Here is a 15914-nt window from a genome sequence, read left to right as displayed (position 1 = left end):
CTGCTGTCCAGTGCGGGCGACGAATTGGACGACGACTCCGGCAAACCAGCTCTGCGCAGGCATTTGCTCCAGCTGCGCGCCATGCTTGACACGCTCGGACTCGACCCGCTGGCGGAACCATGGGCGAGCGAGGGCGCGGCCGGCGCGGCGGACGGCACCGACGCCGACGACGATCCCGAACATGTCGCCCTGGATGCGCTGATCGGCGAGCAGCTGGCCGCCCGCGCCGCGGCGCGCAAGTCCAAGGATTTCGCCACGGCCGATGCGATTCGCGACACCTTGGGCGCGGCCGGTATCGCCATCGAGGACGGTCCGCAGGGCAGCACCTGGAGCCTGAAGTAGCCGCCTCTCCTGAAGATTTGGCAGATCGTGCTAACTAGAGCCCATTTATGGCTTCTAGTTAGCACGATCTGCCAAATTTGGTAATGTTGCGGGCCTGATAGTCGGCGAATCCTGCGCAGTAGCGGGCGGTGGCAGGCAGCAACGGCATCAGTCGAAGCAGAAATTGACGTCGACGATCGTGCAATGCGCTTCCAGCATCTCCTCCAGCCTCTTTTTCCGACTGGCCAGGCTGGCAACGCGAATCGTCGGCGATTCGGCGCACAGATACACGTCCACCGTGTAGCTCATGCCCTGCTTGAACACATGGCAGCGATCGTATCGAGTCCCATCGGGCAGGCACTGTCGGGCCGCAACCTCCACGAATTGGTTCATCTTGTCGTCACGCACCACGCCGCCGACCAACTCGACGAACGCCGTACGCAGCACGCCGAACGGCTCCTTGGCGGACAGCACCACCAGTATCGCGGTGATGACGAAATCGGCGGTGTAGTTCAGGAATCCGATCGGCGAATTCTCCGGCACGAAGCTCAACGCCAGTGCCGTCACGCCGATGCCGCCCGAAATAACCGCATCCACCAGCGTGGTTTTCGCCTCCGCGTGCAGCATGGTGCTGGCGCCGTGAATGGATCGGTTCTGCCGATTGTGATACCACCACAGCGTCACCCCAATGACCACCATCGCCAACTCGTACCACACCACCGGTCCCAGCGTGGGCGACACCTTGATGTCGAGGACGAAGTAGTCCACCAGCCCCTGAATCACATTCAGCAGCGAAAACGCCAGCAACGAAATGGTCATCAGCGCCTTGCAGATCGCGTACATCGGCTCAAGCGCGAAGAATCCATTCGGATAGTTGTCCGTGGTACGGATGGAATGCGACGAGATGAACACCGCCACCACCCCGGACGCCAGCGCAATCAACGTGAACGCGCCGTCAAGGAACACCGCTTCCATGCCGGTGATCATGAAAACAATCATGCCGGCCGCACCCATCACGGCATTGGCGCCAATGCCCACCAATAATGAACGACGTTCGACTTGTTTCTGTTTCACACGGACCTCCTCTCGTGATAACCATGGGGAAGCCTGTCAGCGACCGGCGGAAGGGACCTTCCGCGATCCGCCGGGTCGTTGTTCGATTCCCGTCATTGTACCCGAAAACCCGCTGGGAATATTTCGCCCGCGGCTGAGGCTCCTCACGCGTCGCCCACTGCATGGCGATCGTTGACGAAGCACACAACCTCCGTGAGGCTCCTCGAGCGCGTCGCCCACTGCCGCGCCCCGACGGGATCGTGTTGCATGACGGGATCGTGACGCCCCATGGGATGTGTTGCCCCATGTGATGTGTTGCCCCATGGGATCGTGTTGCGGAGGGACGGCCGATTTTCCCGCGTGGCGGCTAGACTGATACGCATTATGGCTGCTTTTAGTTCTTTAACCGATAGGCTTTCGAACGCATTCAAACACCTGCGTTCCAAGGGCAAACTGTCAGAGGCGGATATCGACGGCACCATCCGCGAGATTCGCCGCGCACTGCTTGACGCCGACGTGGCGCTTGACGTGGTGCGGTCCTTCACCGGCAGGATCCGCGAGCGCGCGCTCGGCACCGAGGTTTCCGAAGCGCTGAATCCCGCCCAGCAAGTCGTGAAGATCGTCAATGAGGAGCTCACCGACGTGCTGGGGCAGGGGGTGGACCGCCCGCTGAATTTCGCCAAGAACCCTCCGACGATCATCATGCTCGCCGGCCTGCAGGGCGCGGGCAAGACCACGCTTGCCGGCAAACTGGGCTACTGGCTCAAGGACACCGGCCACACCCCGCTGTTGGTGGCCGCCGATCTGCAGCGTCCGAACGCCGTCACCCAGCTGCAGGTGGTGGGAGAACGCGCCGGAGTCCCCGTCTACGCCCCCGAGAAGGGTGTGCAGTCCGATGGCGGCGACGCGGTCACCGCCCCGGGCCTGACCTCCGGCGACCCGGTGAAGGTGGCGCGCGACGGCGTCGAACTCGCCAAGCAGAAGCTGTACGACGTGGTGATCATCGACACCGCCGGCCGTCTGGGCGTCGATGAGACCCTGATGAAGCAGGCGCGCGACATTCGTGATGCCGTGCAACCCAACGAGATCCTGTTCGTCATCGATGCGATGATCGGTCAGGACGCCGTGAAAACCGCCAAGGCCTTCGACGAGGGCGTGGATTTCACCGGCGTGGTGCTGTCCAAGCTCGACGGCGATGCCCGAGGCGGCGCGGCGCTGTCGGTGGCCAGCGTCACCGGCAAGCCGATCCTGTTCGCGTCCACCGGCGAGGGACTCAAGGATTTCGAAGTCTTCCACCCGGATCGCATGGCCTCCCGCATCCTCGACATGGGCGACATCCTCACCCTGATCGAGCAGGCTCAGAAGCAGTTCGACGAGGAGGAGGCCCGCAAGGCCGCCGCGAAGATGTCCGATGGCAGTTTCGGACTGGACGATTTCCTCGAGCAGCTGCAGCAGGTGCGCAAACTCGGCCCGATGAAGAACCTGCTGGGCATGATCCCCGGCATGGCGGCGCATCGTAAGGAACTCGAGATGTTCGACGAGAAGGAAGTCGATCGCACCGAGGCCATCATTCGTTCGATGACCCCGTCCGAACGCCGCGACCCCTCAATTATCGACGGCTCACGCCGCGCGCGCATCGCCTACGGTTCCGGCACCACCGTGTCGGCGGTGAACGGACTGCTGCAGCGCTTTGAGCAGGCCGCGAAGATGATGAAGCGCATGGCCAACGGCACGCGCGGCGGCATGCCCGGTTTCGGTGGTCCGGCCGCAGGCGGCGGCAAGAAGGGCAAAAAGGGCGGCAAGAAGAAGAGCCGCTCCAAGTCCGGCAACCCGATGAAGCGCGAAGCCGAGGAGCGGGCATTGCGCGAACGTCTGGCCGGCAATGCCTCCAAACTCAAGTCAAGCGGATCCGCGTTCGCCAAGAAACCGCAGAATCCCGCACTGCCCGCCGGTCTCGCCGATTTGGCGGACCAGCTGCCTCCGAATCTGGGCGGCGGACTGGGCGGTTTGCTCGGCCACTGACATTTCGGCCACTGACACTGATTGAATATCGCGATGCAGGCGCTGTCGATTCCAGTCGGCGGCGCCTGCATCGTTGTGCCCGCCGCCTGCCATTGACTCCTCTCATTGCCGGCCCGGCTCAATAACCGGGGATAATGGCATGCGGCAAAGTTTGAAAGGGTTATGAATGATTACGGCGATTTGGATTGTGGCGTTTCTGCTGGTGGCATGGGCCGCGCTCGCATGGCTTCCCGAGGGACTCAGCGGCCATATGCCGCTGCCCTATATGATCGCACTGATTCCTTTTCTGTGGATTCCGCTGCTGATTGCGGGCATCTGGGCCGGCGCGCTCCGACAATGGGCGGCCTGCGTGCTTTGCCTGGTCTGGATGCTGGCTTCGCTCAATGGCTTTGCGCAATACAATCGCACGCGGCTGCCCAGGGGATTTGCCGCATCATTGCGGCGCGGCGACGGGAGGATCGACGACGCCGTTCCCGACGCCGCCAAAGACCCTGACGGCACCGCCGACGGCTCCGACCCCACCGAGTTCCATGTGATGACGCTGAACTGCCGGTACGGGCGCGCCAACGCCGAAGCGATCGCCACCGCGGTGAGGAACCGTTCCATCGACGTGCTGGCCCTGCAGGAATGCACCGACGATCTGATGGACTCACTCGACGCCGCCGGATTGGCCTCCCTGATGCCCTATCGTCAGCTCGGAGAACCGAAAGACACCGACAACGGCGGCTTCAACGCGCTGCTCACCCGCCTTGAGCCGGTGGGATTCCAGCGCCAGTCCGTGGTGATCCCCGCAGCCGACGTGCCCGCGATCACCTTGGAGGTCCCCTCGTCCGAGCCGGGATCCGGGGCCGGGGAATGTCGCGTCACCTTCGCGTCGGCGCATCCGAAGTCGCCGATGCGCGGATGCGGCCAATGGGCCGCAGGCATTGTGGGGCTCAGCGAACTGGCCCGGACCGCGGCACAGGGCGACCACGACATCGTCGTGGTGATGGGCGACCTCAATTCGCAATACGAGCACGCCACATTCCGCAGGCTGCTGGCCTCCGGATTCGCCGACGCTTCGCTCAGCGAGGGGAGGGGGCGCCATACCACCTATCCGCGCTGGATGCCATGGCCGCGCATCGAGCTGGATCACATTCTGACGACGTCAGGGGCGCGGTCGGGCGAGGTGGAGTCCTTCCCGGTGGAGGGCACCGACCATCTCGCCCTGACCGCCACGGTCAGTCTTCCGGCTTGAGCGCGATGCGGAAGGTAAACCGCTCGGCGTCCAGACGGTATTCCTTACGCAGCTCGGGACCGCAGCTGTTCGATCCCACGCCCGACTGCCGGTAGTCCAGGCACACGACCGTGGAATCCGTTTCGGCTTCCAATTCGCTCGCATGCCGCTTGACGGTCATTTCCTCGGCCGTGTACGGCAGCGCCTGGAAATCGAAGCCTCGGCCGTCGTCCCGGGCCGTGTAGGCGGCGAACGTCACGCCGTCGCCCTGCAGTGACGCCCAGTCGCAATCATGATGGTTGCCGTTCTCCTGAGGTTTGATATACGGCTCGAACAGCGTGACCGGAGTCGCCTCGAACACCCCATGCCAGCTGGAACGATGCTTATCCACGTAACTTTCGTTCGGGCCCAGGCCGCAGTAGCGCACGCGCGACAGTTCCTTGGGCACGAAGAGCCGCAGACCGAAGCGCGGCAGGAACGGGAACACCGGATCGCGCGTCACGTCCATGGAGAGCATGACCGTGCCGTCGGGGTGGATGGTCCATACCGTGTCCATATGGGCGATCGGCTGCACGGCGGGAGCGAGCAGCGCCATGCGAGCCCTGATCGTCACGTCCTGGGAGCCGGGAACGTCCTGGGCCTCGAGGGCCACCAGCTTGCCGTCCTGCATGACGGTGACGCTTTCCCCGTCAACACCGGCGCTACCGGCGCCGTCGGCGGCACCATCGGCGTCCGCGGCGGCGTCGACCTCAACCGCGTAGGCCCGCGCATATGCGCGATCGTACTGAGCCTCCTGCCAGGCCAGGCGGATGTTCTGGTCATTGTCGGTGGGCGCACGCCACACATTGAGCTGCATCGGACGGGCCAGCAACGTGTGGCCGCCGAACACCATCCGGCTGAACAGACCGGTACGCGTGTCAAGCACGTAGCGGAAGTTCTCGCCGGCGATCACCAGGCCGGCGCCGTCCTCGCCTTCCGTCACCACCGGTGCGGCGCGATGCCGCAACTCGTCGGCAATCTCCTCATCGTCCACATAATCGACCATCCAGTCGGCGGGATGCCCGGCGGCCAGCGCGAGTTTGGCCTTCACCAGCTGGTTGGTGGCATCGGCCGTGGGCACGGCGATTTCGTCGAAACCAAGTTCGAACAGCTCGGGCATCAGCCCGTCCGCGGTGGCTTTCGGCGTTAGATACCGCAGCACAATGGTGATGCGGCCATTGATGCCTTCGGGAATCGCCAGTCCGGGCAGCGTGACCGTGCCCTCGCCATGCGGCGCGATGTCGAGCTGATCGTCATCCTCATCGCCAAACAGGTAGTAGGAGTCGAGCTCTCCGTCCACATACAGCTCCCACATCAGGGTGACGGCCTGGTTCAGCGGCAGAAAATCGAGATAGTTGTGCAGGGTGACGCTGCCGGTGGCGCGGTCCAGTCCGCCGACAACGCGGGCCGGACGGTAGACGTTCTTGAACTCCTGCAGGCCGGTGTGCGGCGTGCGGTCCGGATAGACCAGGCCGTCCATGCAGAAGTTGCCGTCATGCGGATATTCGCCGGAATCGCCGCCGTAGGCGTAGATGCGACGACCGTCCGACGTGGTGCCGCGATCGATGGCGTGGTCGCACCACTCCCAGATGTAGCCGCCCACCAGACCGGGATAGCGCTGGATGCGCTCGAAATACTCCTCGAGATCGCCCGGACCGTTGCCCATGGCGTGGCAGAACTCGCACAGCACGTAGGGCTTGACGCCGGAACCGTCCCCATAGCGCCCATCGTGCCCGTTGGCGCCGTGACCGCCGTCGCCACGCGCCGCGCCATCGTCGCCTGGCGCGAAGTATTCCTCGATCTGCTCAACGGGCGGATACATGCGCGAATGGGTGTCGAGGTTGGAGTAGTCGTGCGGGGCGTCGTTTGGGTTCACATAGCGCGCGGACTCGTAATGGGTCAGGCGGCTCGGATCGAACCCCTTGGTCCAGGCGAGCGCGGCCTCGAACGTCACGCCGTACGCGCACTCGTTGCCCATCGACCAGAAGATGATGCTGGCGTGGTTCTTGTCACGCTCCACGGCGCGGCGCGTCCGGTCCACCGTCGCCGGCGTCCAATCGGGGTTGTTGGCGATCCGCTTATTCCATCCCAACCGGTTCTCGCCGCCATCAGGCTGATAGTCGAGGTTCATGCCATGGGATTCGTTGTCGGCTTCGGCGACCACGTAGAAACCCATGCGGTCGTACAGATCGTAGTATTGCGGCGCATTCGGGTAGTGGCTGGTGCGAATGCCGTTGACGTTATGCTGCTTCATCAGCTTGAGATCGGCGAGGATCTGCCGGGTGCCGATCGTGGGTCCCGTCACCGGATCGGAATCATGGCGGTTGACGCCGTGGATTTTGATCGGCCGGCCATTGATCTGAATCACACCGGACACCACCGCGATCTCGCGGACGCCCAACGGCTGGGTGATCGTCTCCCCGGAACCTTCCAACACCAGCGTATACAGATACGGCTGCTCGGCATTCCACAGTTCGGGCCGGTCGATGGAGAACTCGGCATGCGCGCGCGGAACGAAAGCGGCCTCGGTGCCGGTCGGATCGTCCACGGATTCGGCGGCCGGAGCATCGAGAACAGCGGGCCTGTCGGACGGAACCGCCTCGGCGCGAGCCACTTCATTGCCGTCGGCGTCACGAAGCATGGCGGTAACGGGCACGACGGCCCCATCGTAGAAATCGAAATCGATGCCCACAGTGGCACCGGTATGGTCGGCGGTGACCGCAGTATGCACAAAGTAGTCGCGGATGGCCCGCTCGGGACGCTTGAGCAGATACACGTCGCGGAAGATGCCCGACATGCGGAACTTGTCCTGATCCTCCAGATAGCTGCCGTCGCACCACTTGAGCACCAGCACCGCCAGGGTGTTCTCGCCGGGTTCGAGCTCTTCGGTCACCTCGAATTCGGTGGTGGTGTGGCTCACCTGGCTGTATCCCACGAATGTGCCGTTCACCCACACATAGCAGCAGCTATCCACGCCCTCGAAGTTGAGGAACGTGCGCGGCGCCGCCTCATCGGGGACATAGTCGAAGCTGGTCAGGTACACGCCGCATGGATTGTCTTCGGGCACGAACGGCGGATCGACCGGGAAGGGGTAGCGGATGTTGGTGTACTGGTGACGGTCGACGCCGTGATTCTGCCATACGCTCGGCACGGGAATCGTCGTGTAGCCCTCGGACGGGTCCGCCGTAAAACCGTTGTCCCAAAATGCCGGGTCGTGGCTGGCATGCGCGGCCCGCACCTCGGCGTCCAGCTCATGGATGGAACGGTAGTAGCGGAAATCCCATTCCCCGCTCAGCAGTTGGAAACGGTCGGAATCCAAACGCCTGTCGACGCTGGTGTCACGCTCGCTCGACGCCGGGATGTAGTAGGCGCGGTTCGGCTGACATCCTACGTGCAGTTGCTCAAGGGATTCGTAATATCTGGGCACGAACATGACGCGCAACGCTCCTTTACGTTATGGGGAATGGGCAAATGCTCAATGCTTCCCAGTATGCCGATCGGTGTGGATACCAGCGTGTTACGGACAGCGCGGCATAACACGCCAATATTCCATGCCTCGGTCCGAGGGGCGGCGCTATAATAGCTCAGTTATTCGCGCGCGCGAGGCCCTCTCATCTTGCGTGGCGCGAGAAACACGTGGGTTTCGGATTCCGTGCCCCACACAGAAGAAGAAAACCACACCCCTCATTACAAGGAGAGCCATTTTGGCAACCAAGATTCGTCTGAAGCGACAGGGCAAGAAGTTCTACGCGTTCTACCGCGTGGTGATTGTGGATTCCCGCAAGAAGCGCGACGGCAAGACCATCGAAGAGATCGGCACCTACGATCCGAACACCCAGCCCTCCACTATCAAGATCGATTCCGAGCGCGCTCAGTACTGGCTCGGCGTCGGCGCCCAGCCGTCCGACCCCGTGCTCAAGCTGCTGAAGATCACCGGTGACTGGCAGAAGTTCAAGGGCCTTGACGGTGCCGAAGGCACCCTGAAGACCGCGGAGGCCGGCCCTGACGCCGCCGCCCGCGTCGAGGCCGTTGAGGCTGAGGCTCAGAAGCTCAAGGCCGCGAAGTCCGAAGCCGAGGCGAAGGCCAAGGCTGAAGCAGAGGCCGCCGCCGAGGAAACTCCGGCCGAGGAACCGGCCGCCGAGACCGAGGCTGAGTGATCATGCTCGCCCAGGCTGTGGAACACCTCATTAAGAACATCGTCGATTTCCCGGACGACGTTTCCGTCAAGTCCCATGAAAACGCTCGCGGCGAACTGCTTCGCGTGCGGGTGAATCCCGAGGACATCGGTCGCGTCATCGGGCGCAACGGCCGGACTGCCAACGCGGTCCGCACGGTGATTCAGGCTCTGTCCGATCACAAGGTGCGCGTCGACATCATGGATGTGCGCAGGTGAACCCCAGCGTGGCGAGTCCCATGCATTCCGACGACCCTCAGCAGCCTGATCTGCTGAGGGTTGCTCGTATCGGCCGCGCGCAGGGGCTCAAAGGCGAAGTAACCGTGCGGCTGTACACCGACGATCCGGAATGGAGGTTCGAACCCGGTTCCCCGCTGTATTCGGCGGACGGGACAACCGAATACGTCGTTGAATCCTCCCGGACGATGAAGGATCGCTGGATCATCAAGCTTGAAGGGGTGAAGGACCGCACCGCGGCCGAGGCACTGAACGGCGTGGAACTGTATGGCGAGCCCGACGACCCCGACGACATGATGGATGCCGACGAATGGTATCCCCGTGACCTCATTGGCTTGGACGCCAAACTCGCCGAAGGCAACGGACTGGGATTGCCGGCGGGCCTGTTGGTGGGTTCCGTGGTGGATGTCATCGATTCCACAGCCCAGTCGCTGTTGAAGATCCGACTGGCTTCCCCGGTGCAGACCGGAACCGACAGGGACGGCGAACCCGTTTTCGAGAAGACCGCGCTGGTTCCCTTTGTGGACGCGCTGGTCCCCGACATCAACCTCGACGAGGGGTATCTCACGCTTGACCCGCCCGGTGGGTTGATCCCCGGGCTTTCCGCGGACTGAGCGACGGCTCCGGACCGGGGCGCCGCGACTGACACGGAGACGGACAGGAATTCATCGGCGAAACCGACAGGCTGGTACATATGGACATCGATATCATTTCCGTATTCCCCGAATACTTCAATGTGCTGAATCTTTCGCTGTTCGGCAAGGCACAGGCCAGGGGACTGGTGAACGTCCATGCGCATAATCTGCGCGACTGGACGCATGACGTGCATCATTCGGTAGACGATACACCGGTGGGCGGCGGCGCCGGCATGGTCATGAAGCCGGCGGTGTGGGCCGAATGCCTGGACGAACTGCTCGGTTTGGATCAGGGCCCGGAGACGCAACCCGAATCGCAGCCTGCAGCAGCTCAATCGAAGGCCGCCCCGGTGCTTATCTTCCCGAACCCATCGGCGCCCCTGTTCACCCAGCGCGATGCCACCGAGCTCAGCCGCGCCGGCCATCTGCTGTTCGGATGCGGCCGGTACGAGGGCTATGACGCCCGCATCCCCGAGTATTACCGGGCACAGGGCATCGACGTGCGCGAGTATTCGATCGGCGACTACGTGCTCAACGGCGGCGAAGTGGCGGTGTCGGTGATGCTCGAGGCCATCACGCGGCTCATCCCCGGATTCATGGGCAATCCGGAGTCGATCGTGGAGGAATCATATACCGGCGAGGACGCGCTGCTGGAGCACCGGCAATACACCAAACCCGCCGAGTGGCGCGGCATACGCGTGCCGGATGTACTGCTGTCGGGGGATCACGGCAAAGTCGATCGTTTTCGCCGCGACGAAGCGCTGGAACGCACCAATGCCATTCGCCCCGATCTGATCGCGGCCTTGGATTGCAAGGCGCTTGACAAGGCGGATCGCAAAACCCTCATCGCCTTGGGATGGGAGGTGTCGGGAGCGCATCCCCACCGCCTGAATCACGAGCGCGAACTGTAAATCACTCCTGTCCGACATACATCACGGCGGTTTCGCCGTACGCCTTGCTCTGCGTAATCCGCCAGCCCGCAGGCGGGGTCAATGCCTCGGTGCGAGTGGAACGTTCGAACACGATAACCGTCTGGCTGGCGGCGGCACCATGCGCGACCAGATCCGCCAGCAGGGCGTTGCACGCCTCGGTGGTCATGGCATAGGGCGGATCAATGAAGATCACGTCAAAGTGGTCGCCCGCCGCCCCGGCCGCGAATGACTCGGCCTTCGTCCGCATCGCCCGGGCCTGCATCCCCGATTGCCAAGCCTTGGAAGCTTTCAGTGCCGCGATGGTCCTGGATAGCGCAGCCGCAGCTGGACCCGAGGATTCCACCGCCACCAGCGACGTGGCCCCGCGGGACAACGCTTCGATGCCAAGGGCGCCCGTGCCGGCGAACAGGTCGAGCACACGGGCGTCGTCAAGCACACCCCATGAGTCGAGATGCGAGAAAATGGCCTCCTTGGTCCGGTCGGTGGTGGGTCGGGTGCCGGTTTTCGCCGCCGGCAGCTGAAATCCCTTGAAACGTCCTGAAATTACACGCATAGTTCCATGCTAGCGGTACCAATCCACAGGTTGAAGGACCGAGGGTTGAGGGGCCGATCACGTCGTCATCAGAAAACTCTCGTTGCCGCGGGTGAAATCCAGCACGGCACCGGCGAGCTGGGGATCATCGGCGAGTTGGGGATCATCGGCCAGAATCTGCTCGGCGTCGGCGCGAGCCTGCTCGATCAGTTTGGCGTCCTTCACCACCCGCAGCAGCTTCAGGCTCGATTTCCCGCCGGATTGCGCGTCGCCCAGCACGTCGCCCGCACCGCGAAGCTCAAGATCTGCCTGGGCGATTTCGGAGCCGTCCAACGTCCCCCGGATAACCTCAAGGCGCTGCGCGGCGATGGAATCCGGCTCGGCCCTGGAAATCAGGAACGCCCACGACTGCGTGCCGCCTCGGCCCACGCGGCCGCGCAGCTGGTGCAGCTGGGACAGACCAAAGCGGTCGGCATCGAAGATGACGATGCAGCTGGCCTGCCGCACATCCACGCCGACCTCGATCACCGTGGTGGACACCAGCACCGGCGTCTCGCCGGATGCAAACGACGCCATCACGCGAGTTTTCGTCTCGTCGTCATCGCGGCCGGTCAACGTGGCGAATCGTATGCCCCGGAACTGCGGCAGGGCGGCCAGACGCCCGGCGATCTCGGCCACGGAATGCAGCGGGGCCCGGGGCTCGCCGATCTCGTCATCCGTCAGGATATCCGGCCGCGGACCGTCCTCGTCCGACGTCCCGGACTCGGCGGCGGTGGCAACAGTGTCGGCGGTGGCGGCGTTAGCAACAGGATCGTCGTCCGCATCGATGCGCGGGCAGACCACATACGCCCGTTCCCCGGCATCGATCCGAGCGCGGATATGCTGAAGCATCCGGGCCATCGTCCCGCCATCCGCCTCCGGGATCACCACCGTGCGGATCGGTTTGCGGCCGCCGGGCAGCTCGGTCAGCCATGAGACGTCAAGATCACCGAACCACGTCATCGCGGCCGTTCTGGGAATCGGGGTGGCCGTCATCACCAGCAGATGCGGGGCGGTTTTGTAACGATGCCGCAGGCTTTCGCGCTGCTCGACGCCAAAGCGGTGCTGCTCGTCGATCACCACCAACGCCAGCCCAGGCGCCTGGAAGGTTTTGGAGAACGCCGCATGGGTCGCCACAATGATGCACGGCTGACCGGATGCCGCCACCGCCAGCGCACGCCGACGCGCGGCCAGCCTCATGCCGCCGGTCAACAGCACCACCGGCACCGACTCGGGGCTTTCGCCCATCGCCTCGATCATGCCGCCGATATTCTCGGCATGCTGTTCCGCCAGCACCTGCGTGGGCGCCACCAGAACCGCCTGATGACCAGCCGCCACCGCCGCAAGCATCGCGGCAATCGCCACCACGGTCTTACCCGAACCGACCTCGCCCTGCAGCAGGCGCTGCATCGGCCAGTCCTGAGCCATATCGTGCAGAATGTCGTCCACCACATCGCGCTGGCCGGCAGTAAGCGCAAACGGCAATGCATCAATGAACCGCCCCACCATTCCGGCACGGTCCAACCTACCGATCCCACACGGGTAGGCCGCAACGGCATGCGTGGCGTGACGCGAACGAATCAACGCCGTTTGACTCACCAACGCCTCCTCATAGCGCAGCATGGCAATCGCCCGATGAAAAGCCTCGACGCTGTCCGGATCGTGCACCTGCCGGAATGCGTCGCAACGATGCGGATAGTCGCCATGCGCACGCACATCCTCGGGAACCACATCCGCAATCGCCGCGCGCAGCCCACCCCGCTCGCCGTCCAGCAAGGTCAGGAACCCCATGATCGTCTCATGGATATGCTCCGAAGAGATGCGCGAACTCGCGTGGTACACCGGGCGCGGCCTCGAAACCCGACGCAACGCCTGGTCGTCGGAATCGGCGTCACCGCCCTGGCCCACCGTCACAATCTCCGGATGCGTGAACTGCAACTGCCCGTTGAACTCGCTCGGCACGCCGGACACCACCACACGAGCCCCGGAACGCAACCGCATGCCCAGCCAGTCCACATATGACTTCTTATACGAGAAGAACACCAGTCTCGCCGGCGCGCCCGCATCGTCCGCGACCAGCGCCTCGAACCGAAAACCACGCCGTGCGTTCATCGGCACCACGCGCACAGCCTCAACCGACGCCGCAAACGCCATCGGCGCTCCAACCGCCGCCTGACGGACCGGGCGCACCGGAACCGGATCGGTCACGCGAAAAGGATAATACGTCAAGGCATCCCGCACCGTAAGCACGCCCAAGCTCTTCAACGCACCCACACGGCGTCTGTTCGTCAGCAACGACGAAACGGTCGAATCCAGCGAAACACTCATACCCACATCCCATCGACCACGTATCTCACATCCCATGCCCGCCTATATGAGAAAACCCCGAAACCAACAGGCTCCGGGGTTTCAACGATCAGCAACAAGCTGCGACGCGGCTCAGGCGGCCACGCGCTGCACCTTGCCGGCCTTGATGCACTTGCCGCACACGCGCACGCGAACGTTCTCGCCGTTGATGGTGGTGCGAACCGGCTGCAGGTTCGGGCGGAAGGTGCGCTTGTTACGGATATGCGAATGAGATACGGTGTAACCGGTCTGCGGTCCCTTGCCGCACACTGCGCAACGAGCTGCCATGATGGACTCCCTTATGTTGGTTCTATTCCAAGTCTTTCGTGCCCTGCGCTCGCGTTTTGCCGCTCGGCTGAACACACAACTTCACAAGTATACGGCTCAATCCTGCGTTTCGCAAGTCAAGCGAGGATCACGCCCTGCGAGCCATACGATAATTCATACGCTGTTCATTTTATGCGGTCGCGAAACCCTCCCCCGTGCTTTTACGATGAAGTTTGACGGGGCCGGGGCGCAATCGCCGTCTTCAACCGGGCAGGAGCAACACATGCATGATCAGATAACCGAACAGGCGACGCCGAACGGAAAACTCACGCGACGCGAAAGGCAGTGGATCGTCTATGACGTGGGCAATTCGGCGTTCGTGTTGCTGAGCACCGCCGTGGTGCCGATTTACGCGAATTCACTGCTCAAGGCGGCAGGCGAGACGAATATCGTGTCCACATGGGGCTACGCGCAGACCATCGCGTCGCTCGTCATCGCCGTGCTGATGCCGCTGCTGGGCTCCATCGCCGATGTGCAGGGCATGAAAATCCGATTCTTCCTCGGCTTCTTCCTGACCGGCGCGGTCATGTGCTGCGCGATGGCGCTGCCGCTGGGATGGCTGGCGTTTCTGGTGGTGTATGTACTGGCCACCATCGGGCTGAACGGCTCACTCACCTTCTACGACTCGATGCTGATCGACACCACTACCGATGAACGCATGGACAGGGTCTCCTCGCACGGCTACGGCTGGGGTTATGTGGGCTCAACCGTTCCGTTCCTCGTGTGCATCGGCCTGATTTTCGGCGGCCCGGCGCTGCTGGGCCTTGATACCGCATTGTGCACCCGCATGTCGTTCATGATCACGGCCGCCTGGTGGGTGGCGTTCACCGTCCCGCTGCTGTCCAGCTATCGTCAGACGCACTATCGCGCCACCAGCAGGGATCTCGGCGCCGCGGTGCGCGGCACCTTCACCGAACTGGAGGCGACCTTCCGCAGCATCGTGCGCAACAAACCGCTGTGGATGTTCATGCTCGCATTCTTCTTCTACATCGACGCCGTCAACACCGTGATCACCATGTCGACGTCCTACGGCACGCAGCTCGGCTTGGACTCCACGCAGTTGGTCATCGCTCTGCTGGTCACGCAGTTCGTGGCATTCCCCTGTGCGATTCTGTACGGCCGCCTGGCCGGCCGATTCGGATGCAAGCCGATGATTCTGGTGGCCGTGGTGGCATATATGTGCATCGTGTTCTTCGCCGCATTCTTTCTGAAAACCGAGACGCAATTCTGGATCCTGGCGATTTTGGTCGGCATGTTCCAGGGCGGTATCCAGGCGCTGAGCCGTTCGTACTACGGCAAACTCATTCCCAAGGACCGCGCCAACGAATACTACGGCTTCTACGACATCTTCGGCAAGACGGCCTCGATCATCGGCACGTTCCTCGTCGCCACGACAACCTCGCTGACCGGCAACGCGTCAACCGGCGTGCTCTCCATCGCCATCCTGCTGATCGTCGCCCTCATCTTCCTCGCCCTGCAGAAGGATCCGACACGCAGCTGATCCCCCATTGCGCCAGCAGCATGATGTGCGTCTCCATCACAGCCCGCCCGTTCTTCGAGCACCGCGGATACGTGGTTCCAGCCAGCAAGTCACGCGCCAAAGCCATTCGCTTCACCACCTCGACGGCCCTATGCCGTGAACTCGACCTCAGCCACAGACCTGCTCGCATGGGTGGAAATAAGCCGGACGCATTCACTGCACATCCTGTCGACTCCGTTTGGCCCTCTAATATACTGATAACGACGGTCGCTCATCACACAGAGAGGCAGGACGATGCCGGAGTTGAGCAGATTCTACGGAATCATCATCAAGCTGATGTACGACGACGAGAAGCAACATCATAAGCCCCACATCCACGTCTACTACGGAGACTACGAAGCGTCCATTGGCATCGATGGCGAGCTGCTGGCAGGGGCCCTCCCCACCAAGCAATACAAGCTTGTCGCCGCATGGCTGGTACTGCACGAGGACGAGATCTACGCGGCATGGAACAACGCCGTCGCCAGCAAGCCATTCGACCGCATCGCCCCACTCTCCTGA

General features: G+C 63.0%; 14 protein-coding genes. 9 read left to right on the top strand and 5 right to left on the bottom strand.

Annotation, left to right across the window (positions count from 1 at the left end; translation table 11 throughout):
• Window positions 1-342 (top strand): CysS/YqeB C-terminal domain-containing protein (locus B2994_RS06695; RefSeq protein ID WP_422652242.1); only part of this gene is annotated, 342 nt, incomplete at its 5' end.
• 147 nt (window positions 343-489) lie between these two features.
• Here the strand turns inward: B2994_RS06695 and B2994_RS06690 are convergent.
• Window positions 490-1395, bottom strand: a complete 906-nt coding sequence (locus tag B2994_RS06690) for a cation transporter (protein WP_291527594.1) — start codon at window positions 1393-1395, stop codon at window positions 490-492.
• Between the two features lie 363 nt (window positions 1396-1758).
• Here B2994_RS06690 and ffh point away from each other — a divergent pair, with 363 nt between their 5' ends.
• A complete protein-coding gene (gene ffh / locus B2994_RS06685) occupies window positions 1759-3396 on the top strand; it encodes a signal recognition particle protein (RefSeq protein WP_291527593.1) in 1638 nt (545 codons plus the stop codon).
• 166 nt (window positions 3397-3562) lie between these two features.
• Window positions 3563-4633: an endonuclease/exonuclease/phosphatase family protein gene (locus B2994_RS06680; RefSeq protein WP_291527592.1), complete on the top strand. Its 1071-nt coding sequence runs from the start codon at window positions 3563-3565 to the stop codon at window positions 4631-4633.
• On the opposite strand, the gene B2994_RS06675 is transcribed toward B2994_RS06680, so the two are convergent.
• Entirely contained in the window at window positions 4617-8084 is a 3468-nt protein-coding gene (locus B2994_RS06675) for a glycoside hydrolase family 2 TIM barrel-domain containing protein (RefSeq protein WP_291527591.1), read from the bottom strand. The genes B2994_RS06680 and B2994_RS06675 overlap by 17 nt on opposite strands.
• A gap of 271 nt (window positions 8085-8355) precedes the next feature.
• Between B2994_RS06675 and rpsP the strand changes: the two genes are divergently transcribed.
• From rpsP to trmD, 4 genes are all read left to right on the top strand, one after another.
• Window positions 8356-8808: a 30S ribosomal protein S16 gene (gene rpsP, locus B2994_RS06670; protein ID WP_291527590.1), complete on the top strand. Its 453-nt coding sequence runs from the start codon at window positions 8356-8358 to the stop codon at window positions 8806-8808.
• A 2-nt stretch (window positions 8809-8810) separates the two neighbouring features.
• Window positions 8811-9044, top strand: a complete 234-nt coding sequence (locus B2994_RS06665) for an RNA-binding protein (protein WP_291527589.1) — start codon at window positions 8811-8813, stop codon at window positions 9042-9044.
• 20 nt (window positions 9045-9064) lie between these two features.
• Window positions 9065-9676 (top strand): ribosome maturation factor RimM, encoded by a 612-nt coding sequence (gene rimM, locus B2994_RS06660; RefSeq protein WP_291527598.1) that lies wholly within the window; start codon window positions 9065-9067, stop codon window positions 9674-9676.
• Window positions 9677-9756: 80 nt separating this feature from the next.
• Window positions 9757-10608 carry a tRNA (guanosine(37)-N1)-methyltransferase TrmD gene (trmD, locus tag B2994_RS06655; protein WP_291527588.1) on the top strand — a complete coding sequence of 284 codons (852 nt, stop codon included), beginning with the start codon at window positions 9757-9759 and terminating at the stop codon, window positions 10606-10608.
• 1 nt (window position 10609) lies between these two features.
• Here trmD and rsmD read toward each other — a convergent pair whose 3' ends face one another.
• The 3 genes from rsmD to rpmB form a co-directional block, all read right to left on the bottom strand.
• Complete coding sequence (gene rsmD, locus B2994_RS06650; protein WP_291527587.1) at window positions 10610-11182, bottom strand: 16S rRNA (guanine(966)-N(2))-methyltransferase RsmD; 573 nt, start codon at window positions 11180-11182, stop codon at window positions 10610-10612.
• A 57-nt stretch (window positions 11183-11239) separates the two neighbouring features.
• Window positions 11240-13528 carry an ATP-dependent DNA helicase RecG gene (locus tag B2994_RS06645; protein WP_291527586.1) on the bottom strand — a complete coding sequence of 763 codons (2289 nt, stop codon included), beginning with the start codon at window positions 13526-13528 and terminating at the stop codon, window positions 11240-11242.
• Window positions 13529-13639: 111 nt separating this feature from the next.
• A complete protein-coding gene (rpmB, locus tag B2994_RS06640) occupies window positions 13640-13834 on the bottom strand; it encodes a 50S ribosomal protein L28 (protein WP_291527585.1) in 195 nt (64 codons plus the stop codon).
• Between the two features lie 262 nt (window positions 13835-14096).
• Between rpmB and B2994_RS06635 the strand changes: the two genes are divergently transcribed.
• Both B2994_RS06635 and B2994_RS06630 read left to right on the top strand, forming a co-directional pair.
• Window positions 14097-15374 carry an MFS transporter gene (locus tag B2994_RS06635; RefSeq protein WP_291527584.1) on the top strand — a complete coding sequence of 426 codons (1278 nt, stop codon included), beginning with the start codon at window positions 14097-14099 and terminating at the stop codon, window positions 15372-15374.
• A 282-nt stretch (window positions 15375-15656) separates the two neighbouring features.
• The gene (locus B2994_RS06630; RefSeq protein WP_414630659.1) at window positions 15657-15914 is read left to right on the top strand and encodes a DUF4160 domain-containing protein; all 258 of its coding nucleotides are present in this window, start codon (window positions 15657-15659) and stop codon (window positions 15912-15914) included.

The organism is Bifidobacterium sp. UBA744 (assembly GCA_002298605.1).
Taxonomy (GTDB): Bacteria; Actinomycetota; Actinomycetes; order Actinomycetales; family Bifidobacteriaceae; genus Bifidobacterium.
This window is presented reverse-complemented; position numbering and strand designations above follow the sequence as displayed.